The following is a 24,814-nucleotide window of genomic DNA, read 5'->3' as shown; positions in this document are numbered from 1 at the left end:
TCCTCGTGCTGTGGGTCGCCGTTACCGCCGCAGGCCAAACGAGCCTGCCAGCATCATCGCTCGTCGATGTCTATGTATACCGCGCCATCCACGACTTTCACGGGAAAGGTGCGCAGGTTGACGCAAACCGGCGGATTAAGCGCCTCGCCGGTGCGGAAATCGAAGCAGCCGGCGTGCCTTGGGCATTCGACGGTCGTCCCCTCTACGAAACCATCCGAAATATGAGCATATTCGTGAGTGCAGATGTCATCGGTTGCGTAATATTGATCGTCAGCGGTCCGGAATATCGCAAAACTGCGGCCGCTGTGGTCCCACCGTGCAACATCCTCTCGGCCGACCTTCTTCGCGTCGCATGCCTTGACCCAGTTCCTATCGTCCAACATTCCCAACTCCACTTTTCACTATGCACGTCCACAACGTTCTGCCCCTTTCCTTCGGAGCGGCGCTCTTCAGGCCACGGCCGCCTTGGCGAGTGACCGCAGGTCGAATTCTGGATCCGCCAGCGCCTTTCTTCCAGGCCGGATTCCCCTTTCCATGAGGAGTTGACCCATCCGGACCCCCCGCGAAACCTCGCGAATGGAGCCGAAGCCGCTGATGCCGAGGATCATCTGGTCCTTGTCGAGGTGATAGATCAGCAGCGTACCGTCCGGGCAACGCCGCCGCACGTCTTCCGCGCTGCCTCCGGCCTGGCCGGCAATCTGCATCGTCCGGTCGAACTGATCGGACCACATCCATGGCAACGGCACGTATGCTTCGTCGCTGCCAAGCATGTTCCGGCCGGCAAGCGTTCCCTGATCCTCCGCATTCTTCCAGCACTCCAGGCGCATGCGCGGGCCGGAGACCTGCTCGAAGGCGCAGGCGTCTCCCGCGGCATAGATGAAGGGGTCAGAGGTCCGCAGGAAACGGTCCACAGCGATGCCGTTGTCGATTTCCAGTCCCGCGGCCTCCGCAAGCGCCGTCCGGGGGGAGACGCCCACCGAGATCACCACGGCTGTGCATGGCAGGACCGTGCCGTCGTCGAGACGAACGCAACGGACGCGACCATCGCCTTCCAACTCGCTCACCTGGCGTCCAAGAACGAAGCGCACGTCCTTGCTTTCATGGAACAGGCGGACTTCGTGGGACAGCTCTGCCGGCACCGCCCGCATCATCGGCCTGGGCCCTGCTTCGACCACGGTAACCTTGCATCCTCGGACGGTGGCGCTCGCAGCCGCTTCCAGGCCGATTAGCCCGCCTCCGACAATGACGATCTCCGCCCCGGGCCGCAGGTAAGGAAAGATCCGGGCGGCGTCGTCCGCGCTCCGCAGCGTGTGGCTACCGGGCAGGTCGGCACCCGGCACGATCAGGTTGCGCGGCTCCGCTCCGGTCGCCAGCAGGAGACGGTGATAGGCGATGGAGCCGCCATCCGACAATCGCAGTTGCCTCGTCGGCCGATCGATCGCCGCGGCCGCGACCCCCTTCAGAACGTGGATGTCGTTCTTCGCGAGAAAGTCCGCGGGGAAGAGCGGGGCATCCTCTGCCTCGCTCTCTCCTTTCAGCACCGCCTTCGACAGCGGAGGGCGTTCGTATGGCGTGCGGCCCTCGCCATCCACCAACGTGATCCCGCCGTGCCAACCGTTCGTCCGCAAGGCCTGCGCCGCTCGCGCGCCAGCGTGACCGCATCCGACGATAACCATATTTTCCTGATGCACCGGCCCTCTCCTAGGTCTCATGCCATGCTCCCCGAAGCCCGCCGGCCGGCGTGGCCGGCCGGACACGGGTGGGTTTGAACTTCAGCGCTGGAGTTTCTTTTCCTTGAAGCGCCTGTTCATCCGCTCATGGGCTTCCGCCGACCCGTTGTGCCAGGTCCCGAACAGGCGATCGAGCGGCACGGAACCATCCCCGCCGTAATTCACCTCGAAATAGCGGTGGTGGAGATAGTGCATGTAGGTGGCGACGTCCATCTGCGCCTTGCCGTTCACGACCAGCTTGGCAAAGCCGCTGTGATCCGGGGCGGGCATAAAGGCCAGGTGCTGCAGATGATAGACCACCAGGAGCGGATTGGATGGGATGATCCAGTGGATGAGTACGCCGGACATATAGAACAGGTGTTCGACCGGATGCATCGCCATGCCCGACCACGGGATCGGATTCGAGTTCTTGTGATGGATCGAGTGCACCCACTTGTAGAGCGGCCCGAAGTGAAGCAGCCGGTGGACGGAGTAGAAATGAAACTCACGGAACAGGGCGATGAGGAACATGAACAGCGCGAAATAGAAGGGATGTTCCGCCATATCGAGGTAGGGTAGCCAGCCGTTGGCCATCGCCCACAGCGTAACCACCAGATAGGCGGTCCAGATGGTGACACCGCTCACCAGCGTCCAGAACATATTGTCCAGCAACTGGCTGCCGAACATGAACGTCTCGGTATCCTTCGGCCAGCGCCTGTTGTACTTGTACTCGGTGTCCTGCGCCCGCTGCACGTAGAAGCGGACATGCCAGATCGTGGTCCAGACGACGAGCGACACCAGGTTGACGGCATAAACCTGGGCGATCCATCCGAATTCGAATGTCTTCATCCGCTCCAGGTCGGGGATGAAATACCACCAGATGAAGGTCGAGATCAGCATGATCGGAATGTTGAGGGGTAGCAGGTAGCCCTCCTTGCCGAACAGCCATTTGAACAGCGCCATGGGTTTGGGAGGCCACACGAAGACCGGGGGCGTCTCGACGGGTTTCGGCGGCGCCCAGCCACCGGTATTCGGCTTTTCGGGTTGAACAGCGTCACTCATATCCGTTTCCTCCATTATGTTCTTCAGGCCGCAGATGACGCGAGACTGCCCTGCACCCGCCCCCAACGTTCCCTGACGAGGTCTCGCAGTTGCAGCGCCTCAGCCCATCGGTCCGTCGTGTCGCGACCGTCGCGATCGGTGATCGCATATGGCCGCGGGCCCAGCTCGCAATTGAATGCGAACGGCGCCTCGTCCTGCGGGCGAAGGAGATAGTTGCGCATCGCCCTTTCCCACCAGTCAGGAACTGGTCGACCAGCGGCTTGTGGTGCGCAAAGCTGATCTCGATCTGTACCTGCTCGCGGCTGGCGACCCGTCCATGCAGCGCCCGGGACCGGTCGAGGATGCTGTTGATGTAGCCATGGTTTTCCGCGCTGACGGGCCATGCGAATTCACGCCCGACGAGATAGTGGGAAAGGTCGGCCACGAGTTCCATGGTCGGGAACGCCTCGAGGAGATCGAGCGTGAAGTAGAGATCGGTCGTCATCCGGTCCCTGTGCGTCTCGATCCAGACCGGTATCGGCGATTGCTCCGAGAGCCTCAGCCAGCTCTCGAGCAGCGTCACGCAATCTTCGAAGCGGCGTGGCCGGACGTCGGGCTGCAGGCAGATGTGATGACCGCCCCATTTCGCCGCGAAATCGAGCACCGGCTTCAAATCGTCGACCGTCTTGGGAAAGCACTGCCATTCCGCCTGGGCGGCGAGCCCCCTCGCGGCCGCCGCGCCCGCAAGCGCATCGGCGGCTGCCGCCTCCGCGCACGGACCGCTGATACCGTCGAAGCCGGCCGCAGCAATCATATCCAGGTTTTCCTCGGCGCTTCGTTCCGCACCATCGGGATCGCGGCGCTCCATCGCCCAGATCGACTGTGTAAAGATTATTCTCTTGGACATTCCCTTCTCCCCGCCCGCCCTCACCGCTGCCTGCGCACCCAGATATCGATGATGACGGCAAGCAGGATGACCGTTCCATGCGCCACAGGCTCATAATAGGAATCCACGCCCAGCAGGACGGTGCCGTTCGATATCATGCCGATGATCAGCGCGCCCACCAGCGTGCCGAGGACGCTTCCCTGCCCCCCGAACAGGCCGGTGCCGCCGATGATGACCGCCGCGATGACGCTGAGTTCCAGGCCGTTGCCGGTCTGCGGGTCCACGCCACGGAACCAGCCGACGAGAATGAAGGAGGTGACGCCGACCATGATACCGCTGACCACGAAGGCGAGAATCTTCACCCGGTCGGTGTTGATGCCGACGGCCTTGGCCGCGTTCTTGTTGCCGCCTGTGGCAAAGACGTTATAGCCGAAGCGGGTAAACAGCAGGAGGTAGGTGCCGAATATGCCCGCGGCCACCATCCAGATCACCTGCGCTGGAACGACCCCGAAGAGCCGGCCGGCAACGAGGGAGCGGAAAAGGTCGTTTTGCAGGCCGGAGATCGGCATGCCCTTGGAGAGCACCAGTGTCGCGCCGCTGTAGATGCTGAGCATGCCGAGCGTGGTGATGAAGGAGGGAATGCGCAGTTTCGTCGTGATGACACCGTTTATGCCCGACAATATCGCGCCCAGAGCCACCACGACGAGCGCGGCACCATAGATGTTGCCCTCCATCTTGATCGCCAAGGCGGCGCAGATCATCGCCAGCAGCCCATGCAATGCGCCGACCGACAAATCAATCTCGCCGGAGATGAAGATGAAGGTGCTGCCGACGGCAAGAATGCCGATGACGGATATCTGCCTCAGAAGGTTCAGCAGATTTAGTTCGGTAAAGAACGTGTCCGTCGAAAGCGAAAGCGCGACGAACATGGCGAGCGCAGCCAGGATGACGGACAATTCGCGGGAATTTGCCGCTGCGGCCACGAGCTTCCTGCCGAGCGCGGCTTGCGGAGTGGATGATGCCATAGTCACATTCGCCTCGCTCATGCGGCTACCTCCTCTTCAAGGTCAGCGTCTCGGGGTTGGCCCGCCAGAATCAGACGAACGACTTCGTCGTGACTGACGGCATTGCGCTCGACTTCCGCGACGACGCGGCCGCCGCGCAGGATGAGGAGATCGTCGGCCACCTCGAAAACATGATCCAGATTATGACTGATGATCAGAACAGACGTGCCATGCGCCCGCAGGTCGTGGACGACATCGAGCACCATGCGCTGCTCGCGAATCCCGAGCGCCGCCGTCGGTTCGTCCATGATGACGAGTTGCCCGCCGGAGGCACAGGCTCTCGCTATCGCCACGGCCTGACGCTGCCCGCCAGACATCGAGGAGACCGGGATATCGAGAGAAGGAAGCTTCGCCTTCATGTAACTGAGAGCGTTTTCCGCGGTCTCCCGCATCTTCTTGCGATCTACGACCAGCCCGCCCCATTTGGTGGGAATATTGCCGAGCGAGATGTTGTGTATCACGTTGCGCTGGTCGACCAGCGCCAGATCCTGATAGACGGCAGTGATCCCCAAGGCCAGTGCATCGCGCGCACTGTCCATGTGGACCTGTTTGCCATTGACCCAGACGCTGCCTTGCGTCGGCTTATAGGTTCCACAGATCATCTTGACCAAGGTGGATTTGCCAGCACCGTTATCGCCCAGGAGAGCGGTCACCCGGCCCTTGCGGATATTGGCCGAAACGTTGCTTATGGCCGTCACATGGCCGAAGCGTTTGGTCAGGTTTTGAACTCGAAGCATGTGTCCTCCCCGCTCGAGCGATGCCGACGAAACAAGTCGCCGGTATCGCCCTCGCCCTTTGACATGTGCCGCCCCGTGCGGGGCGCACGTGACCGCTCGCTTAGCCGAAGCGCGCCTCGCGCTCGGCCACCGCTTCGATGTTCGATTTGTCGACGACTTCGGCGCCCGTGTCGTAGTCGAACGGCTTGTACCCGGCCTCGAGCTGCATATCGAGCAGCGACGCCGTGACCCAGCCCTGGGCAAAGGGGTTCTGCCCGATCGCCCAGTGGGACGTCTCCGCGGCGATGGCCTCGAGGACGCCCGGGATGAGATCAAACCCGCCATTGGCGAATTTTCCGGTCATTCCGTTGTCCTCGGCCCAGATCGCGGCGAACCAGTTGCCTGAGACAGTGCTGGCAAAGCCGACCACGTCGGGAGTTGCGCGCATCTTGGCGTCGATGCGCGACAACGCCTCGGTCTGGCTGTTGGCCGTGGTGAAAGTCTCATATGTGTAGTTGGTGCCGTTTTGCTTGTTGTATTCGTCGATACCCTGCTCGGTGCCCGTGGCGCGCTCTTCCAGGGCGCTGACGCCGGGCGAGGGATTATCGATCAGGATCCTGCCCTCGGTCTTTCCGGTAAGCTGATGGGCATATTTGGCGGCCTGAAGCCCGTTCACCCGGCCGGCGGGGATGAAATCCTGGCCGACGAAGGGAACGTCCAGCTTCTCGTAGCCGGCGCTCGCCACGTTGTAGAGAACGACGGGAATGCCGGCGTCCTTGGCGCGCATGATGTTTTCGTCGAAAGCGGTCTCGTTGATGCGGGTAAAGCCGACGGCATCGGGCTTGGAATTCAATGCATCGACCTGCAGCCGCACGGTTTCGGCGACGTTTGCCGGCGTGCCGCGGGCGAAGAATTGGGCATCCCAGTCGCGTAGGGTGCCGAACTCCTTGAAACCGGCACGAACCGGGGCGAAGAATGGGATATCCTCATGCGCAACGAAAACGACTTTCCGCTTTGCGCCCGTTGCGAGTGCCGGCGCGGCCAATCCGCTGGCTGCCGCCACGCCGCCTATGCCCGCCGTTTTCAGAAACAGGCGGCGACCGACACCGGGCCCCGCATTGCTTTCATTCCGTCCATTCCCGTTCTTTTCTGTCATCGTTTCCTCCCTGGCTGACAGTGTGCCCGATTCCGAAGCCGCGCTTTCCAGCCGACGATCGCGTCCTCCCGATCGTCGTCCTCCCTCCAGCGCCGCGCATCCCATCAGACGCGCAAAAGTTGCTGTGGCACTTTGATCTGCTGCATGTCTCCTTTGATCGGCGATCAAGAAAGACATGCAGCAGAGGGGGCCCGCGAGAAGAGGTGCAGCACTCCCTGCATCTCACGCTCCGCAGCCGCTCCTCGAAACCTCAGCCTCTGGTTGTTTCAGAATAGCAACATGCATGGTGTGGCCTAGAGGTATTTTGAGGGAATTCCCTCAACGCAAATGATGCGCGCGACGGTAGGCACCCCGCGGCTCGACCGGGTCGCAACATGTCCACTGAGAACGGAGCACTCGCGTCAGAGACTATCCCTGACGAGCACGGTGAAGGGCACGACCGGGCTCTCGGCGACGACGCCCGGCAGTCCGAAGCGCGACGCAAGGATAAGCAGGGCTTTGCGGACCTGCAGGTCGGGATTCTGATCTATCACCAACGTCATGGCCCCCTCCTGCAGCATGCGCTCCGCATCCGGCGAGATGTCGTGGCCGACGAGAACAGGGGGCGGGCCGAGGCAGTTGGCCGCGAGAGCGCGTCCGAGGACGGCATGGCTCACGCCGGCATTGTATATGCCCGTCACCTTGCCGGCCTCGAGCGCCTTGGACAACTCCTCGTCCGCAAACGGATCGTTCTCGTCGAGTTCGACGAGCGCCGAGACCGACTGCCGATCCGCATGATCCGCCATGCCGTCCCGGCAACCGCTGATCCGCTCCGCCTGTGCCCGATAGTAGAGGCTGCTGCACAGCAGGACGATGCTGCCCTCCCCCGCCATTTTCGCCAGGAAGAAGGCCGCACAGCGCCCGGCCTTGTAGTGGTCGATGCCGACATAGCTGAGGCGCGGCGCCGAGGGGACGTCCGACACGATGGTGACGACGGGTTTTCCGGCCGATGTGACCTCGGCTATGGCATCGATGATCAGTTCATGATCCTGGCCGTAGACGACCAGCGCGTTGCCGCGGCTTTTGAGAATGGCCTCTGCGACCAGTTCGGGCCGGGTCTCGTCGACGAAGGTCCGCTCAATCGCGACGATATCCTCAAACGGCCGCCCGAAGCGGACGATGGCGTCGCTCAATCTGGCGCAGAGCGGCATCTGCCGTCGCCCCAGCAGCACCTCGAAGCGCAGACCTTGCCGGTAGAGCGTGGGAAGCTTGCGATCGAATCCCAGATCCCGTGCCGCGTCCAGAACCCGCTTCGCCGTCTCGGGCCGTACCCCGCCGCGCTCGTTCAGAACCCGATCGACCGTCGCATGCCCGACGCCGGCGCGCCTCGCGACGTCAATGAGTTTCCGCTTCATACCCCGTGCCGCCTCTGCAGCAATTCCGGGAGACCCGCCTAGCGGTTCCCGCCAGCAATTGCGTCAAAGCAGAAGAGCTAGAGTATTTTTGCGATTCGAAGAAGAGAAGAACGCCCGGGGAAGCTTATTTGCCGATGCAAAACATCTCACGGAAGAGTTTTTCGGACCGGGCGATTCCTTCGTCGGTAAGCCGAACGGACTTCGCCTTGTTGACCGGATCGCCGATGAAACCCTTCTCGTGGAGGCGATCCAGGGCTTTCCAGTCGAATCCCTTCCAGGCGCGGCCGTCACCGTCGAGGGTGAGGTAAAGCAAAGCCAGGACCGTTTCGTCTATCCTATCCTTGTCGATCTCCATCGGCGAATCCATTCGTTGCGCTCCTTTCCTCTTTTATACTCCGCACTACTATGCTCCGCACAACCCTGTTCGCATCCCCAATCTGAAAAGCCATACCGTGCCGTTCTACGCAAAGCTGCTGGGAGCGTGGATCGCGATGGGATTTCGCAATCCGAAGATGGAGGTGGCGGGGACGGTCGACGCCTGACGGAAGGATCGAAGCCGAAACGCCATCATCGGACGGGTCGACCATGCGGATGCGATCCCGGAGTGACATCCGCCGGAATGGGGCAGACATAGGATTTCCCGTCCGTCTTCTCCAGCCATTCCGCCCTGGCGGCGGCAAGCAGGTCCGGGGAAGTCATGAGCGACAGACCCGTCGTGGCGAGCGTCTTGGCGGCATGCGCCATGGCCTTGTGGGCGATCGGGCTTTTGCCCTGCGCCACGACCTGCCAGGTATGCGGGTTGGTGCCGATCGCCCATGCCGGCGCCCAGCACTGCGCCGTCGGCGTCACCCAGCTGACATCGCCGACATCGGTCGAGCCGGCACGGAAGTGTGAATGGCCTTCGAATTCGCGCAGGCCGAGATGCAGTGGTGACGACCCATCGACATTGGCGTTGGAGAAGACGTCGCGCTTCATCTGGTAGAGGCGGATGCTGCTTTTGATTGCCTCTTGCGAGAACGTCTCCTGAATGGATCTGGCGAATGCGATGTCGGCCTCGTCGAAGGCGATCGGGCCGAGCGCCACCATGTTCTCATGCATGGCGGTCTCGAGCGTGATGTTGGGCAGGAGGTTGGTCGAGGCCGTGTCGAAGACGATCTCCACCTCCGTCTCGGTCATCATGGCTGCACCACGCGCCACCTTCTCGACGCGTGTGGCGAGGTCCAGCGCCTGCGGCATTTCCGGCGCGCGGATCAGGTAGAGCACTTCGGCGTTCGCCTGCACGACATTCGCCGCCCTGCCCCCGGCATCGGTGATTGCATAGTGCACCCGGCAATCCTGCGGCATGTGCTCGCGCAGAAAGTTGACGCCGACATTCATGAGTTCGACAGCGTCGAGTGCCGAACGGCCGAGATGGGCAGCATTCGCGGCGTGCGCGGCCACGCCCTTGAAGCGGTAGAAATATTCGAGAACGGCAAGATTGTTGGTGGAGCGCACTCCGTTGAACGGTGCCGGATGCCAGGTGAGCGCGGTGTCGACGTCGTCGAACAGGCCGGCACGCACCATGAAGGTCTTCCCGGAGCCGCCCTCCTCGCCAGGGCACCCGTAGTAGCGCACCGTCCCGGGCAGATTGTTGGCCTTCAGATGCCGGGCGAGTGCGATTGCCGCCATCAGCGAACCGACGCCGAGCAGGTTATGGCCGCAGCCATGGCCACTGGCGCCTTCGACAAGCGGCTTCGCCTCGGCAATCCCGGCGGCCTGGCTCATGCTGGCGAGTGCATCGAATTCTCCGAGAAAGGCAATCACCGGCTTGCCGCTACCGGACTCGCCGATGAAGGCCGTGTCCATGCCTGCCACGCCGCGCCGAACGAAAAAATCATTGTCTTCGAGAGCCTTGGCAAGCAACCCGGACGAGCGCTGCTCCTCGAATTTCAGCTCGGCGAAATCCCAGATGCTGTCGCTCAAGCGGGTAAACTCCGGTTTCATCGATTCGATCGCCGCGGCAATCGACATCACGTCCTCTCGGTTCATGACATGTCCTCGTATTTCGATGGGCGGGCGCAGGAGATCGCCCGGCGCCTGCAGCGCTGCGCGTCTTTTCAGACGCGCAAAGGTCGCTTCGCCGGATCGGTCCGATGGATGATGGATTGGCCGGGTCGGGGTTCTGCCGCCCGGCACAGGTAACAGGGGCTCAGTCGGTGACCGACACTTCCCAAAGGCGGGCGTTCGACTGCCAGACCGGCTGGCCCTTCAGCTTCTTGGTCGCGCCCCAGACATCGACCATGTCGTAAAGGAAGATGCCCGGCATTTCCTTCAGCATGAGCTCATGGAACTCGTCGAAGATTTTCTGGCGCTTGACCTGATCGGCCTCGGCATAGGCTGCGTTCATCAGTTCGATGGCTTTCGGATCGTCCCACATCAGAGAAGCGTTCTCGTCCTTGTCGCCGACGTAGAAGGAATACATCAGCGCGGGGTCGAGGCGCGGCGCGACCGACTGCGAAATGACCTGGTAATTGCCGGAACGGCGTCGGTCGACCTGGGTTGCGTAGTCCAGCACCTCGATCTGAACGTTGAGGCCGGCCTGCTGCATCATCGCCTGCGCCATGACGGCGGCCGGGAAGCTCGGCACATTGCCGCGCTTGTTGGCGATGATCGAGATCGGCTCGCCGTTGTAGCCGGCATCCGCCAGCTCCTTCTTGGCGGCCTCGATGTCGTAGGGAAGACGCTTCTTCTGCGTTTCGCTGAAATAGACCGAGTCCTGCGACACCATCGAGCCGTTCGCCTCGCCCGTGCCGTTGGAGGCGGCAGCAACGAGCTGATCCAGATCGAGCGCCATCGCCATGGCGCGGCGCACGCCCGGATTGCCCAGGACCTTGTCGCGGGTCTGAATGTAGAAGAGATTCTTGCCGTTATTGCGCGCGACGATCAATTGCATCGTGTCGCTCGCCTGGAATTCGGGAATGAGATCCGGCGAGATTTCCGCCGTATCGAGCACACCGGATTCCAGACCTGCCTTCACGGTCGAGGCATCCGGAATGACCATGAACTTGACACCGTCTGCAAGGGGCCGCTTCGAACCGACCATGCCATCCGGCTTTCCTTCGTTTTCCGGCGATACATAATCCGCGAATTTCTCGAGATGGATGTACTCGCCTTTCTTCCATTCCCCCCACATGAAGGGGCCGGTCCCGATCGGCTGGACGAAGCTGCCGTCGGCAGCGACGGATTCAGGCGAAATCATGCCGGTAAAGCCGCATTCGGGACGCGACATCAGGCCAAGGAAAACGGCCGACGGCTTTGCGAGCGTGATCTCGACGGTCGCCGCATCGGTGGCCTTGACGCCGGCTACAGGCGCGGCCCCGCCTTCTGCGAAATCTTTCAAGCAGGTCCACTTCGTCTCGGGCTTGAGGTAGCGCGTCCAGTTCCACACCACGTCGTCGGCCGTCATCGGTTTGCCGTTGTGGAATTTCACGTCGGTGCGCAACTTGAATGTATAGGTCAGCCCATCGGCCGACATCTCGAAGCTCTTGGCGAGGAGCGGCTTCACTTCGCCGACATTGTTGTAGCCGACGAGGCCTTCGACGATGTGCAGGATGATGCTGTCGGTATTGCCGTCGCGGTTGACGCCCGGATTGTTGCTGCGCAGGTCGGAACTCTGCGCGATGGTGATGTCGCGTGCTGCTGCTGTATTGGCCATGGCGAGCAGCGCGGCGCCCGCAAGAAGAAGCTTTTTCATTGTTCTACCCTCTTTATTGATCGTTATGAGTGGAATCCGTCCCAGCAGGCACGCGAGAGCCTGCCGATTGTCTCGAGCGCCATCGTGTAGCCCGGTGTGCCGTCCGGCATGACCTGCGGCACTTCGTCGGTATAGGCGGAGATGATGTAGAAGGGGGCGCCGTCGCGGTAGACGATGCCGGCATTCATGCGGCCGCGCTTGCCGGTGCCGCCCTTGTGCGCAACCACCGTGCCGAACGGCAGGCGCGACGGGATGGCATAGCGCAGGATCTGGTTCTTCAGCGTCTGCAAGGCATAAGCGCACAACTCCGGCGATGTGCCGAGCTTCGCGATCACCTCGGGAGAGGTCTGCGCGTCCAGGATCGTCTGCAACAGGAAGGCCTGATCGCGGGCTGTCGTGGTCGTGACCGAGGTCAGCGAATGATCCGGCGGTAGGGCCAGCGGCGGAATGAGGAAGCGATGATGCGTACCGTGCATGCCGATCGATTTGCAGTAGCTGTCGACTTCCTCCAGCGTCAGACGCTCGAAAACCATCTTGGTGCAGACATTGTCGCTCAGCACCATCATGCCGGTTATGGCATCGCGCAACGAAATCACGATCCCCGGCGTCAGATACCGGAACATGCCGCTCGCGACTTCCTCGGCAAAGCGGGCTTCGTAAGTGATGGGCTCGTCGAGATCCAGCCGCCCCTCGTGCACGGCCTTCAGCGCCGCCATCATGATCGAGGTCTTGCGGGTGCTGGCAGAAGGCGTTTCCTCGTCGGCGCCGCGTTCGATCGTCTCTCCGGTCTTGAGGTTGCGCACAACGAAGCGCGTCACGAAAGGCTGCGCGTCGCAGATATGCGCAAGCCTTTCCTTCACCGGGCCAGAATCGGTTAGCCTATTCACATCAATTCTCCAGACGCCATTTGAGTGTCACGCCGCCCTTTTCGTTCTGGTCGAGGGCGGGAATGGCCGAGAGAAGCCGGCGCGTATAGGCTTCCTTCGGACTGTCGAAAATCGTGTCGCGGTCACCCTCCTCGATGATCCGGCCGTCCTGCATGACGACGACGCGGTCGGCCACCTGTTCGACGACGCCGAGGTCGTGACTGATGAACAGGCACGAAAAGCCGTAGCGTTTCTGCAGATCCGAGAAGAGATCGAGGACCTGCGCCCTGACCGTCACGTCGAGCGCGGAAACCGGTTCGTCCGCGATCAGGAATCGCGGGCGTCTCGCGATCGCACGCGCAATGGCGACGCGCTGGCGTTGGCCTCCGGAGAGTTCGTGCGGATAACGGCCGGCATAGTCGACCCCGAGCCCGACTTCCTCCAGCGTTTCCAGGGTACGCTTGCGCTTGGCCTTGCCATCCAGGCCCGGCACCGGCCTCAGCGCCTCTTCGACCAGCGCCTCGATGGTCATGCGCGGATCGAGCGATGAATAAGGATCCTGGAACACCATCTGGCAGTTGAGGCGATAATCGGTCCAGTTTTCAGTGCGCGGCCGTCCCTGGAACTGGATGCGGCCCTCGCTTTCCGTGACGAGACCGGCAATGGTGCGGCCGAGCGTCGTCTTGCCGGAGCCGGAACCGCCGACGAGTGCCACGACCTCGCCCTCGTGAATGTCGATGCTGACGCCATGCAGCGCGCGCTTCGGCTTGTTCTTCCTGAACAGCGACTTTCGGCCTGCATAGTCCACGATGATATCGCGGGCCGAGATCATGGGCACGCTCGTCAGATCGATCTGGCGCGGCCGGCCGCGGAAGGGCAGCGAGGAGAGGAGCTTCTTCGTGTAAGGATGCTGCGGTGCCTTGAGCAGGTCCTCGGTCCGGCCCTTTTCCACGATCGCGCCCTTTTCCATCACGACGATACGGCTCGTGTAGCGCGCCACCATCGGAAGATCGTGGCTGATCAGCAAAATGGCCGTACCTTCCGCCCGCGTCAGTTCCACCATCAGTTCCATCACGTCGCGCTGGATGACGGCATCGAGTGCCGTGGTCGGCTCATCGGCGATCAGCAGCGCCGGCTTCAAAAGCATGACGGAGGCAAGCATGATGCGCTGGCGCATGCCGCCCGAAAACTCGTGCGGATAGGAGGAAAGCGCGCCCTCCGGATCACGGATGCCGACCCGCTTCAACATGTCGAGTATGAGGGAGCGTCGCTCCTGCGCCGAGGCCTTGGTGTGCAGGATGAGTCCTTCCTCCAGCTGCCGGCCGATCGTCATCGACGGGTTGAGTGAGGTCATCGGCTCCTGGAAGACGACGCCGATCTCTGCGCCGCGCAGATGGCGAAGCTCATTTTCCTTCATCTTCAGCACGTCGCGGCCCTTGTAGGACACCGACCCGTCAGCGACCTTGATGGTCGGCGGCAGCAGCGAGATCAGCGCTCGGGTCGCCAGCGTCTTGCCGGAGCCGCTTTCGCCGACGATGCCGAAGATCTCGCCCGGCGCCAGGTCGAAGGAGACCGACTTGACGACCTGCTGGCCGGTTCTTGCGACTTCAAGCGAAAGGCCGCAAACGGTGAGAAGCTTGTCCATCGTCATTTCAGGCCTCTCATGCGCGGGTCGAGCCTGTCGCGGAGCGCGTCGCCCAGAAGATTGATGCCAAGCAGCGTCAGCGCGATGCACAGACCCGGGAACAATCCGAGCCATGCGGCCTGCTGGAGGAATGGCCGCCCGGCCGCCAGCATGTTGCCCCAGGTCGGCGCCGGCGGCGGCACGCCGAGGCCGAGAAACGAGAGCGCGCTTTCCGACAGGATGGCCCAGCCGAACATGGAGGTGGCGAGAACCGTGATCGGCGCCACGCAGTTCGGCAGGATATGGCGCAACATCGTATAAAGTTCGCCATTGCCCATTACCCGCGAGGCCTCGATGAACTCCCGCTCCCTCAGCGAAAGCACGGCGCCTCGCACGACGCGCGCCATGGAAGGCGTATAGGCGATGCCGAGCGCGAAGATGATGCCGTACTGGTTGGCGCCGAAGACGGCGAGCAGCCCTAGCGCCAGCAGGATGCCGGGAAAAGCGAGAAGCGCGTTGTTGACAGCCATGATGACGCCGTCCACCCAGCCGCGCGCATAACCGCTGATGAGGCCGATGAGCGTCCCGCAGACAGTGGCGAAGCCGACGGTGAGCACGCCGATCCAGACGCTGGCGCGGGCGCCGACCATCAGGCGGCTCAAGACATCGCGGCCGAATTCGTCGGTGCCGAGCAGATGCGCGGGGCCGGGAGCTGCAAGCCGCGCCGTGAAGGAGAGTTTCATCGGGTCGAACGGTGTCCAGAAGAGACCGACGGCAGCGGTGACGAGCAGGATGGCGATCAGGATGCCGCCGATCAGTCCGTTGAGGGTCAACTTTTTCATTCGGCGACTACACGCGGATCGAAGAGAGGGTAGAGAAGGTCGACGACGAGGTTGACCAGCACATAGGAGAGCGAAACGAACAGAAGGCATCCCTGGATAACGGGGTAGTCGCGCGCGAAAATGCTGTCCACCATCAGCCGGCCGAGCCCCGGAATGGTGAAGACCGTCTCGATGACGGCAATTCCGCCCAGCAGATTGCCCAGGATGAGGCCGATCATCGTCCAGGTCGGACCAAAGGCGTTCTTGAACGCATGGCGCCAGAGCATGGCGCTTTCCGACAGCCCTTTCGCACGGGCGTGGGTAATGTAATCGAGACGCAGCACTTCCAACGTGGAGGCACGCGCCATGCGGATCAGCACTCCCGCTTCATGGATGACGAGCGTCACGACGGGCAGGACGAGATAGAGCAAACCAGCGGTCAGATTGTCGCCGATCGAGACATAGCCCAGAACAGGCAGCCAGCCGAGTTCAAGCCCGAACAGCAACAGCAGCAGCAAGCCGAGCCAAAAAGTCGGGATGGACAGGAGAACCGTTGCCGTTCCGACCAGAGCCAGGTCCGTCAGACTGTTCTGACGCCAGGCGGCAATCACGCCTGCCGGTACGGCAATCAGGCTTGCCAGAAGCACGGCGACGACCACAATCTCCGCACTCACCAGAAAGCGCGAAACGACCAGCGGCAGCACCGCCTCGTCATTGACGATCGAGCGGCCGAAATCGCCTCGCAGTACATCGCCGGCCCAGATCAGGAATTGCTGGGGCATGGACCTGTCAAGACCGAGCTCCACGCGCATCGCTGCGATCTGATCGGGCTGAGCCATGTCCCCCAGCATCAGCGCGGCGGGATCACCGGGAATGAAGCGGATCAGTGCAAAGACCGCCACGGCGACAAGCACGATCGTCGGAATAGCCATCATCAGACGGCTCAGGATAAAGCGTAGCATCGGTTCCCCACGATTGATGGTCGGGTTGAAATCGAGCCATCATCGGTTTCTTCGGCCCAGACTATGCGGGAATGAGGAATGACGCGCAATATTATGCATATTCGTCATAGCCTTATGCGGGCTTCGGAAGGTTGCCGAGCAATGGAGCGGAGTGCTCAAAAGAGCCAATATGTTGGTTTTATTGTTCTTCTTGCGAAAGCCGTATCTGCTTCTTGAGGGCGTCGCTGAGCGCCTGGGCGGCGATGGAGAGCGGAACTCCTGCTGCACGCACCAACCCGAATTCCTGTGTCGCACGAGGCACGAACGGCCGGTATACGACGGGCAGGTGACGGTAGAGATTCGCATAGAAGCTGCTGATGATCGAGACGCCCAGTCCATGCGCGACATAGGAACAGGCCGAACTGTTGGTGTGGGTTTCGATCTTTACCATCTGCTTTACCCCTGCCCGCTGAAAGGCCTGGTCAAGCGCCATGCGGTTCGGCCGCTGCCGGCCGATCAGGATCAGCGGCACGTTTCGCAGATGCTTGACGGTGATCTCGGGCAACTCGGCGAGCGAGTGATCCTTCGGAACGACGCAGACGCTTTCACCGCTCGCAACCTTGTCGATCGCAATGCCCGGCCCCGTTTCGCCTTCGATGCGCAAAAAACCGAGGTCGATTACGCGTTCCTCGACCAGTTTGGTGATCGCCGTCGTCGTCTCGAAGAATGTCTCGATGCGAACGCCGGGAAAATCCCTGACATAGTCGATCAACATGGCGGGTGCGAAATTTTCCCACATGCTGCTCGGCAGCCCGATGCGGACGATCTCCGGCCCGGCGGAGCCGTTGCGAAGGTCCTCCGCATGGCCGGACATGCGCTCGATGGCCAGCAGCACGTTTTGCGCATCACGCCCGAGAACCGTCGCCTCCGGCGTCGGAATCAACCGGCCCTTGTCGCGGGCGAAAAGCGTGATCGCCAAATCGCTTTCAAGCTGCTGCAGCATGCGGCTCACTCCCGACTGGCTGAGACCCATGGCCTTCGCGGCCGCGATGGTCGAACCGGTTGCAAGGAGTGTCCGCAGGACTTCCAGGTGCTTGATGTTCATGGGGTCAACACCTCGGTGGCAGCATGTTTCGTCACAACCAGCCGGAAATGCCCTGCTGGAAGGCCGGCGGTGTCTTCGACAGAAGCATGCTTTTCGTCACCGACAAAGCAATAGGTGGCCACCAGATCGAGCGTTTTCAGTGTTCATTTAAACACTAAAGGCGCTCTATCCTTTTGGAACTACGCACTTCCCGGCGAATACCGCCCACACTTCTCCACATCCCGCTCTATTGCAGCGCGGGCTCTCTTCATAGATCTCAAACGCGCGTCATGCTGCGACGGCGCCATTGGTCGAAGATCACGACGACCACGATGACGACGCCCTGCGCGATGCGCTGCCAGAACGGGCTGACATCGAGCAGGTTGAGGCCGTTGCCGAGCACGCCGATGATGGCCGCGCCGATGATCGATCCCCACACACCGCCTTCGCCGCCGAAGAGATTGGTGCCGCCGATGACGACGGAGGCGATGGAACGCAGCTCCTCGCCATCCGCCATAAGCGCATTGGCGGAGTTGAGGCGCCCGACCAGGATGATGCCCGCGATCGCGGCCAGCAACCCGGAAATGGCATAGGTCATGATCTTGGTGCGCGAAATGCTGATACCGGACGAATGGGCAGCCGCACGGTTGCCGCCGACGGCATAGATCGCTCGCCCGAGCGCGGTGTAGCGAAGCACGGACCAGCCGGCAGCCGCGCAGAGCAGAGCGATGAGCGCGCTCACCGGCACGCCGAAGAGCTGGCCGCCGCCGACCCAGATCAGGCTTTCGGGAAGTTGCCGGCCGGCATTGAAGGAGGGGACAGGCAGGCCGTCGGTGACCAGCAGCGCCGCGCCGCGGAACGCCGTCATCGTGCCGAGCGTCGCGATGAAGTCCGGGATCTTGAACTTGGAGATGAGCCAGCCGTTGAGCGCACCGGCGGCCATGCCGATGAGAATCCCGATGAGGATCGCCACCGGCGGCGGCACGAAGCCGAAATCGATACCGAACAGCACGAGCGGCTGCGTGAGCAGGACGGCGGTTATCGAGGCGGAAAGCGCCGCGATGGCCGCGACCGAAAGATCTATGCCGCCCGTCAGGATGACGAATGTCTGCCCGACCGCGAGAATGGCGACGAATGCGGACTGCCGCGCCACGTTGGAAAGGTTGTCGAGCGTCAGGAAGTTGGATGTGGCAAAGGCGAGATAGGCCATCAGCAGGACCAGGGCGATCAGCGGACCAGCCTGAAAGACGACCGCCTTCAACTTCATCTTGCGGGCACCAGCCGCACCGGCCGGGATGTCCGGGTTCTTTTCCGCACGCATATCCATTCCCACTCCCTAGATCACGATGTTTTTAGGTCGGGTCGACCTAAAAACATGAACGTGATCGATTCCAATAGATTAGAGCGGGATGCGGGCGGAAAACCGCACACACTTTTCCTCATCCCGCTCTAGCTTGCATATCGCAGCAGGTTCTGCTGCGATATCTCCTCCCTCGGCAGCTCCGCCGAGAGGCGTCCGCTCCGCATGACGAGCACGCGGTCCGCCATGCCGATCAGTTCGTTGAGCTCCGAGGAGATCATCAGAATTGACGCGCCTTCCGACACCAGCCGGCTCATCACCGCGAACACTTCTGCCTTGGCGCCGACATCGATGCCGCGGGTCGGCTCGTCGAAAATCAGGATCCGCGCGCCGCTCGACATCCACCGCGCCAGAATGACCTTCTGCTGGTTGCCGCCGCTGAAGAAGAACAGCTTGTGCGTGGTGGAAGCCGGACGGATGCGCAGATCGGAAATGTAGCGGCTGCCCTCCTCGCGCTCGCGCGTAAGATCGAGCCGCGACAGAAGCGACTTCCCGGAAAGCCAGGAGAGGCTGAGATTGGGACCGACCGGCTGCATCGGCACGAGGCTCTGCCGGCGGTCGCGGGAGATCAGACCGAGCCCCGCCGCGATCGCATCCGAGGAATGCCGGAAATCCGCGCGCTTGCCCCCGACCTCGATCGAACCGGTCTTGACCGCCTGCAGGCCGAACAGGGCGTTGGCGATCTCGGCCTGTCCCGCGCCCATCAGGCCGTAGATGCCGAGGATTTCGCCACGGCGGAGGGTGAAGGAAAGATCCTTGAGCGTGCGGCCGGAGGCGAGGTTTTCGACGGCAAGCACGGGCGCCCCGAGTTCCACCGTTTCCTTGGGAAACTGTTCCTCCAGCCTGCGGCCGACCATCAGCCTGATCACCGTCGCCTCGTCCGCCTCGTTGGCAGGCAGCGTCTCCACGACGAGGCCGTCGCGCAGCACCGTGACGCGATCGGCGATCATCGGAATTTCCGAGAGGTGATGGGAAATGTAGATGATGCCGTGGCCGCGCTGTTTCAGGCGACGAATGACATCGAAGAGCCGGCTGCGCTCATTATCCGAGAGTGCCGAGGTGGGCTCATCGAGCAGAAGGATGCGCGGGCCGCGCTCCAGGACGCGGGTAATCTCGATCAATTGCTGCTCGGCCACTTCGAGCGTGCGCACTTCGGCCGTCGGATCGATGGAAACGCCGAGCGCCTCGAGAGCGCGGCGCGCGTCCTCGTAGGCCTTGCCCCAGTTTATCCTGCCGAAAGCATTGCGCGGCATCCGGCCGAGCAGGATGTTTTCGGCGACGCTGAGCGCCGGGACAAGACTCAGTTCCTGATGCACGAGGCCGATGCCGAGTTCCGTGGCAAGCGTCGGCGTCAGCGCCGAAACCTTGCGGCCACCCACCACGATTTCCCCGCCCGTCGGCGCATGTTCGCCGGCGAGAATCTTCATCAGCGTCGACTTGCCCGCGCCGTTTTCGCCGAGAAGCACCTGCACCTCGCCCGCGCGCACCTCTAGCGAGATCGACTTCAACGCCACGACACCGGGAAAGCGCTTCTCGATATTCTCGAACTTCAGAAGGATTTCGTGCTGGTCCATGCCCCACAACTACCGCTAGGAACTGGCACTGAACGTGCCCTTTCTATCCGCACGCCGTTTGCATCTGCATACAAGCGGCGGCGCGGAGCACCCCTCACTCGAGAAGATGCTCCGCAGCCCTGGGAGAAGCTCAGTCGGCTTTCTTGCAGTTCGCCCGGATGGTCTTCCAGTCGATCGGCTCAAGCTTCGGTTCCGGATAGAAGTTGCGCGCATTCGCCTCGTAAACGCTGCGCGGGCGAATGTCGAAGGTCTTCGGCACTTCCAGGCCGCAGGCGAGTTCGACGGCAAACTTGGTGCCGAACCAACCCCAATCGGCGAAGCCATGGGTCGTTTCGGCGATCATCTTGCCCTCGGCTATGCGGTCGACCGACTCCGGCGTGACGTCATTGGTGAAGATCGCCACCTTCGTGTCACCGACAGCCGCGCCGTCCTGCGTGGTTTCGAGCCGGTTCTGCGAGCCGGCCACCAGCATCGCTCCGAGGCCCATCTCGTTCGACGCCGCCCAGATGAAATCGAGATTGCCCTGATTGGCCTGCAGGATATCCTCGGCGCAACGCGTGCCCTTTTCGCGGTTCCAGTCGCCGGCGCAGGTGCCGCCCACGATCTCGATACCCGGGAACTGCTCGAGCACCTTGCGGAATCCCTCGAGGCGGGCCGTCGAGTAGAAGCCCCCGGCAACACCCTCGATGATGGCACCGCGCGCCTTGATCTTGGCCTTGTCCTCGCTTGAGAGCTTGGAAGCGATATCCTCCCAGAACTTCAGGTCGAGATAGGTGCCGGGTTCGACATCGACCTTGTCGCCGGTACCAAGCACGCCCGGACCGCCGAAATAATCTACGACCGAATAGGCGCTTACCTCCGCGCCCTGCGTGTTGTCGAAGCCGATGTAGGACGAGACGTCAACGCCGTCGATCGGCTCGAGCAGATTGACGACGACGACCGGGATGCCGGCTTCCGTGGCGCGGGCAAGGGCCGGCTTGACGGTCGCGACTTCAGCCGGGGAAACGGCGATGAGATCGACCTTGCGCTGAATCATGTCCTCGATGATGCTGACCTGCTCGGCGAAGGCCGTAGGGCTGGTCGGCGACTTCGTCAGAACCTTGACGTTGAAACCGTTCTTATTGGCGTCCTCGGCAGCCAGCTCGAAGAAATTCGTGGCCGTCTTGAAGACGCCGGTAATGTCCGGCGGCACCCAACCGATGGTGACGTCGATATTTTCGCCGTCCTGCGCAACGGCCGGCACAGCGCCCAGCATCGGCAAGACTGCGATAGTGGCTGCCGCCGCGAACAGCGATGATTTTGCGAGCTTTTTGAACATAGCTCCCCTCCCTCTCGAATTCTCCTCCACACGTGCGGCGGACGCCGACCGGCTCTCCCACTCTCACGCAAGGACGATGCTAGACAATGCCATTTCGTAATTCAACTACATTTTTTGCGGGTCCTGCTTGCGATAAGTCATGCTTCATTTCAACAAAGCGCAAGAAAAGCGTTCTGTGATGGAAAATACCAGAGAAAATCAGGCAGGCATCTGAACTGGATATGTAGCGTGACTACATTTTACCCAGGAGCAAGGGGGCGCCGCCAGAAACTCCAGCCGGCGCCTATTTATCATGTTGTACGTATAGCATGTCAGGATGATAAATGAAACCGGGATCGCTCCCGCCCTCCCTAAAGGCCGCAATCCCGGACGGAAACCGCTACGCACCTTTCCTGGAATCGCTCTGGCCCTTTGCCGCAATCCCGGACGGAAAACCGCTACGCACTTTTCCTGGAATTGCTCTTACCAGCAGGTATAGCCGGCATCCGCGGCGACGATGGAACCGGTCATGAGGCTGGAGGCGTCGGAGGCCAGGAAGAGCACGACCGAGGCGATCTCGTCCGGCTGGCCGAGGCGATGCATCGGCGTCATGTCCAGCCATTGCTCGTACATCGGCTTGTCCTCCTTTGCGAAAGTCAGAAGCGGCGTGTCGATATAGGTCGGCGCGACGGAGTTCACCCGCACGCCGCGGGCCGCCCACTCGGCAGCAAGCGAACGGGTCAGGTGATGGACGCCCGCCTTGGCCGCATTGTAGTGCACCTGCTGTTGCGGCCGGTTGACGATGGTGCCGGACATGGAACCGATCGTGACGATCGATCCCCTGCCCTTGGCCAGCATATGCCTGCCGAAGGCCCGGCACGACCGGAAAGCGCCGCTGAGATTGATGCCTATCATCCGCTCCCAGTCTGCATCCGAGAGCTCTTCGGCCGGAACGCCGGCATGGGCGATCCCGGCATTTGCGACGAGGATGTCGGCCGCCCTGCCGCTGACCGCCAGCCGGTCCGCCACCGCATTGACGGAAGCGCTGTCACCGATGTCGATCAGGTCGGTCTCGACCACGTATCCTTTGGCCGCAAGCGCGGCCCGGCCGGCTTCGCAGCGCTCCGCGCTGATGTCGGTCAGCACGACCGCCGCGCCCGCTTCGCAAAGCGCTTCGGCGCAGGCAAGGCCGATCCCCTGCCCGGCACCCGTGACCACCGCCACGCGGCCGGAAAGATCGAATTTCCTAAGATACATATCATTCCTTTCTGGCCGGGCACTGCCGGTCCGTCATTCCCACCTCAACCGTGCTGGATATAGACGGCTTGCGGTTCCGCATCCGCGCATTCCTGCGCCATGGCGACCGGCGCCGTCGAGGTCAACAGCGCTGCGGCCAGCAACCCCTGCTTCAGCATCGTTTTCATGTTATTCCTCCCCAGTTGATGGCCGGAGGCTCCCTGCCCCGGCACGTGTTGGCTATGAAACTAATTCTCCTCGGAGTTTCCGGCCGGTTCGGCCGGGTCCCGCAGCAGACCAAGAAAGGCCGCGGTATCGGGATCGATCGGAATGCCGGTTTGCGCACGTGCGGCTTCGACACGCCACTCGCGGTCGCCCGGCGCCAGCACTTCGGCCCCCTCCTGCGCGGGCGCGGCCCGCAGGGCTTCCAGATAGGCAGCCATGCCCCGGTTGAAGACGTCGCGTCCGCCAAATCGGTCCGGATCGATGGCAAGCAGGAAATGACCCATTCCGCGCGGGGTCGAATAATCGTCCGTTCCGACCATGGGCATGAGGTCATGATCAAGGGTCATGCCCTGCAGGATGGCCGACAGCAGCGTCGCGACGCCGGCAAGAGCCGCGCCCTTGAAGGAGAAATCCACACCGCCGAGCGGCAGAAGCGTCCTGCCTTCAGAAGGCTCCATGGTCGGCTGGCCCTCCTCGTCGACTGCGACCCCCGCCGGCAAGGACACGCCGAGGGACTTGTAAAGAAGCAGCCGGTTCAGCGGGATAGACGAGGTTGCCATGTCGAGCAGCCAAGGCCGCGCGCTGCCGCTCGGAGCGGCAAAAGCCAGGGGGTTGGTGCCGTGGAAGGCCTCGCGACCCTGAAACGGCGCAACCACCCTATCGGAATTGGTGGTGGCAAAGCCGATCATACCCGCCTCGGCGGCGACCCGTGCATAGGCGCCAGCTGCGCCGAAATGCGAGGAACGAATGACGCCGACCGCGCCGATGCCGCTTTCGCGCGCGAGTTCGATGGCTTGATCCATGGCGACATAGGCCGCGTGGTGGCCGAGAGCGTTGTCGCCGTCCACGACGGCCGTGGCGGCCGCGGTCCGGCGGACCGTCATGCTCGGCGTGCCGTTGACCCGGCCGCCCCGCAGCACGCGGTCATAATGAACCACCAGCCGCACGCCGTGACTGTCCACCCCGATGCGCGAGGCGTGCATCATCGCCCGCACCGCTGCAGCGGCCGAGTCCTGTGCAGCGCCGGCCTGGCGCAACGCGTTTTCGACTCGCGCTTCGAGCAAATCAGGGGCAACTAGTGTCTGGACGGACATATCAAGCCTACCTAGAGATTGCGGGCGACGAGAATTGACGTATCATATCTGATATCTCAGTGTAAATATCAGACAGGTTCGACGTGCCTGCGTTCGAGCTTTTGAATGGAAGGGAGACCTCATGAACACACTTGACCGCGGCCCATCGCTGACCGACCAGGCGGCGCAGCAAATCCGCAGCCGTATCGTGCGCGGCGAGTTCCAGCTCGGCGAACCGCTCTCGGAGATCGCGCTCGCCAGCGAGCTTGGCGTTTCCAAGACGCCCGTGCGCGAGGCGCTGATGGTGCTCAAGCGCCAGGGCCTCATCGAAGTGCATCCGCAGAGAGGCTCGTTCGTCTTCGACATGGATGCAAATCAGGTCCGGAAGCTTTCCGAGCTGCGAGAGGTGCTCGAACTGGCGGCCATGCGGATGGCGCTTGCCACCGACCGCCAGGCGCTCACCCGGCAATGGGCCGATATCGTCAAGGAGATGCGCGAGGCACTCGATGCCGACGACGCGGAACGCTACCGCACTCTCGACGGCGGCTTCCACATGGTCCTCTTCGAACTCGCCGACAATGCCTATCTTCTGGAGGCCTACGAACTGATCGCCTTCCGCGTGCAGGCGCTGCGCAACCGCCTTTCGCTCGCCCCTTCGCTCAACGCCTCCTCGTTCGAAGACCATGTGCGCCTTGCCGAACTGGTCGCGGGAAGCGAGGACGATGCCGCAATCGACCTCATGGGCCGGCACATCGCCTCGACGCGGGAACACTATCTGGCTGCGGCAAAGGCGCGCGACGCTGAAGGGGCGGCGGCGGCCAAGGGACGACGCCGCGCAACCCGTCGCTGAGGTCCCACCCTTCCAGCGGTCCTGCCGGAAACGGCATTGACGCCGGACGCCCATGCAATAGCCCTCCCATTGTAGCTAAGCTACATTTTACCGAAGCCATATCACGATAAATGTAGTAATTTCGTGCTTTACCCGGTAATTCCATCCCTGAACCCTAGATTTTC

General features: G+C 62.3%; 22 protein-coding genes and 1 pseudogene. 1 reads left to right on the top strand and 22 read right to left on the bottom strand.

The annotated features are described in order from the left end of the window. Positions 1-53 precede the first annotated feature (53 nt). The 22 genes and pseudogenes from M1D43_RS00320 to M1D43_RS00215 form a co-directional block, all read right to left on the bottom strand. A complete protein-coding gene (locus M1D43_RS00320; RefSeq protein ID WP_004434108.1) occupies positions 54-383 on the bottom strand; it encodes a MocE family 2Fe-2S type ferredoxin in 330 nt (109 codons plus the stop codon). Positions 384-449: 66 nt separating this feature from the next. After that, positions 450-1,691, bottom strand: a complete 1,242-nt coding sequence (locus M1D43_RS00315; protein WP_013844786.1) for an NAD(P)/FAD-dependent oxidoreductase — start codon at positions 1,689-1,691, stop codon at positions 450-452. A gap of 81 nt (positions 1,692-1,772) precedes the next feature. Continuing rightward, positions 1,773-2,786, bottom strand: a complete 1,014-nt coding sequence (locus tag M1D43_RS00310; protein WP_420376734.1) for a sterol desaturase family protein — start codon at positions 2,784-2,786, stop codon at positions 1,773-1,775. Positions 2,787-2,794: 8 nt separating this feature from the next. Continuing rightward, positions 2,795-3,657 (bottom strand): annotated as a pseudogene (locus M1D43_RS00305) (sugar phosphate isomerase/epimerase). Positions 3,658-3,677: 20 nt separating this feature from the next. Next, positions 3,678-4,682, bottom strand: a complete 1,005-nt coding sequence (locus M1D43_RS00300; RefSeq protein ID WP_027993415.1) for an ABC transporter permease — start codon at positions 4,680-4,682, stop codon at positions 3,678-3,680. Continuing rightward, positions 4,679-5,437 (bottom strand): ATP-binding cassette domain-containing protein, encoded by a 759-nt coding sequence (locus M1D43_RS00295; protein WP_010970003.1) that lies wholly within the window; start codon positions 5,435-5,437, stop codon positions 4,679-4,681. The genes M1D43_RS00300 and M1D43_RS00295 overlap by 4 nt, the downstream gene beginning before the upstream one ends. 100 nt (positions 5,438-5,537) lie before the next feature. Next, entirely contained in the window at positions 5,538-6,572 is a 1,035-nt protein-coding gene (locus M1D43_RS00290; RefSeq protein ID WP_027993414.1) for a sugar ABC transporter substrate-binding protein, read from the bottom strand. Between the two features lie 401 nt (positions 6,573-6,973). After that, complete coding sequence (locus tag M1D43_RS00285) at positions 6,974-7,966, bottom strand: LacI family DNA-binding transcriptional regulator (RefSeq protein ID WP_153314604.1); 993 nt, start codon at positions 7,964-7,966, stop codon at positions 6,974-6,976. A gap of 124 nt (positions 7,967-8,090) precedes the next feature. Continuing rightward, entirely contained in the window at positions 8,091-8,321 is a 231-nt protein-coding gene (locus M1D43_RS00280; protein ID WP_164819124.1) for a DUF6429 family protein, read from the bottom strand. A 212-nt stretch (positions 8,322-8,533) separates the two neighbouring features. Further along, complete coding sequence (locus tag M1D43_RS00275) at positions 8,534-9,994, bottom strand: M20 family metallopeptidase (RefSeq protein ID WP_153314606.1); 1,461 nt, start codon at positions 9,992-9,994, stop codon at positions 8,534-8,536. A 160-nt stretch (positions 9,995-10,154) separates the two neighbouring features. Continuing rightward, entirely contained in the window at positions 10,155-11,699 is a 1,545-nt protein-coding gene (locus tag M1D43_RS00270; protein ID WP_153314608.1) for an ABC transporter substrate-binding protein, read from the bottom strand. A 23-nt stretch (positions 11,700-11,722) separates the two neighbouring features. Then, the gene (locus M1D43_RS00265; protein WP_013844789.1) at positions 11,723-12,586 is read right to left on the bottom strand and encodes a serine hydrolase; all 864 of its coding nucleotides are present in this window, start codon (positions 12,584-12,586) and stop codon (positions 11,723-11,725) included. A 1-nt stretch (position 12,587) separates the two neighbouring features. Then, positions 12,588-14,216, bottom strand: a complete 1,629-nt coding sequence (locus tag M1D43_RS00260; protein WP_010970010.1) for an ABC transporter ATP-binding protein — start codon at positions 14,214-14,216, stop codon at positions 12,588-12,590. Next, complete coding sequence (locus M1D43_RS00255; protein WP_010970011.1) at positions 14,213-15,031, bottom strand: ABC transporter permease; 819 nt, start codon at positions 15,029-15,031, stop codon at positions 14,213-14,215. The genes M1D43_RS00260 and M1D43_RS00255 overlap by 4 nt, the downstream gene beginning before the upstream one ends. Next, on the bottom strand, positions 15,028-15,972 hold the full coding sequence (locus M1D43_RS00250) for an ABC transporter permease (protein WP_010970012.1): 945 nt from the start codon (positions 15,970-15,972) through the stop codon (positions 15,028-15,030). The genes M1D43_RS00255 and M1D43_RS00250 overlap by 4 nt, the downstream gene beginning before the upstream one ends. A 178-nt stretch (positions 15,973-16,150) precedes the next feature. Further along, on the bottom strand, positions 16,151-17,056 hold the full coding sequence (locus M1D43_RS00245) for a LysR family transcriptional regulator (RefSeq protein WP_015007865.1): 906 nt from the start codon (positions 17,054-17,056) through the stop codon (positions 16,151-16,153). Positions 17,057-17,312: 256 nt separating this feature from the next. Beyond that, positions 17,313-18,362 carry an ABC transporter permease gene (locus M1D43_RS00240; protein WP_498814043.1) on the bottom strand — a complete coding sequence of 350 codons (1,050 nt, stop codon included), beginning with the start codon at positions 18,360-18,362 and terminating at the stop codon, positions 17,313-17,315. 122 nt (positions 18,363-18,484) lie between these two features. Continuing rightward, positions 18,485-19,969 (bottom strand): sugar ABC transporter ATP-binding protein, encoded by a 1,485-nt coding sequence (locus M1D43_RS00235; protein WP_153314612.1) that lies wholly within the window; start codon positions 19,967-19,969, stop codon positions 18,485-18,487. 130 nt (positions 19,970-20,099) lie between these two features. Next, positions 20,100-21,287 carry a sugar ABC transporter substrate-binding protein gene (locus M1D43_RS00230; protein ID WP_153314614.1) on the bottom strand — a complete coding sequence of 396 codons (1,188 nt, stop codon included), beginning with the start codon at positions 21,285-21,287 and terminating at the stop codon, positions 20,100-20,102. Between the two features lie 462 nt (positions 21,288-21,749). Next, a complete protein-coding gene (locus M1D43_RS00225) occupies positions 21,750-22,523 on the bottom strand; it encodes an SDR family oxidoreductase (protein ID WP_010970017.1) in 774 nt (257 codons plus the stop codon). Between the two features lie 44 nt (positions 22,524-22,567). Continuing rightward, positions 22,568-22,690 carry a hypothetical protein gene (locus M1D43_RS00220; protein WP_272950234.1) on the bottom strand — a complete coding sequence of 41 codons (123 nt, stop codon included), beginning with the start codon at positions 22,688-22,690 and terminating at the stop codon, positions 22,568-22,570. Between the two features lie 60 nt (positions 22,691-22,750). Beyond that, positions 22,751-23,821, bottom strand: a complete 1,071-nt coding sequence (locus M1D43_RS00215) for an Ldh family oxidoreductase (protein WP_153314616.1) — start codon at positions 23,819-23,821, stop codon at positions 22,751-22,753. Between the two features lie 121 nt (positions 23,822-23,942). Here M1D43_RS00215 and M1D43_RS00210 point away from each other — a divergent pair, with 121 nt between their 5' ends. Then, positions 23,943-24,650, top strand: a complete 708-nt coding sequence (locus M1D43_RS00210) for a GntR family transcriptional regulator (RefSeq protein WP_153314619.1) — start codon at positions 23,943-23,945, stop codon at positions 24,648-24,650. Positions 24,651-24,814: the final 164 nt, after the last annotated feature.

The sequence above is a fragment of the Ensifer sp. R1-3 genome, from assembly GCF_056739175.1.
This window is presented reverse-complemented; position numbering and strand designations above follow the sequence as displayed.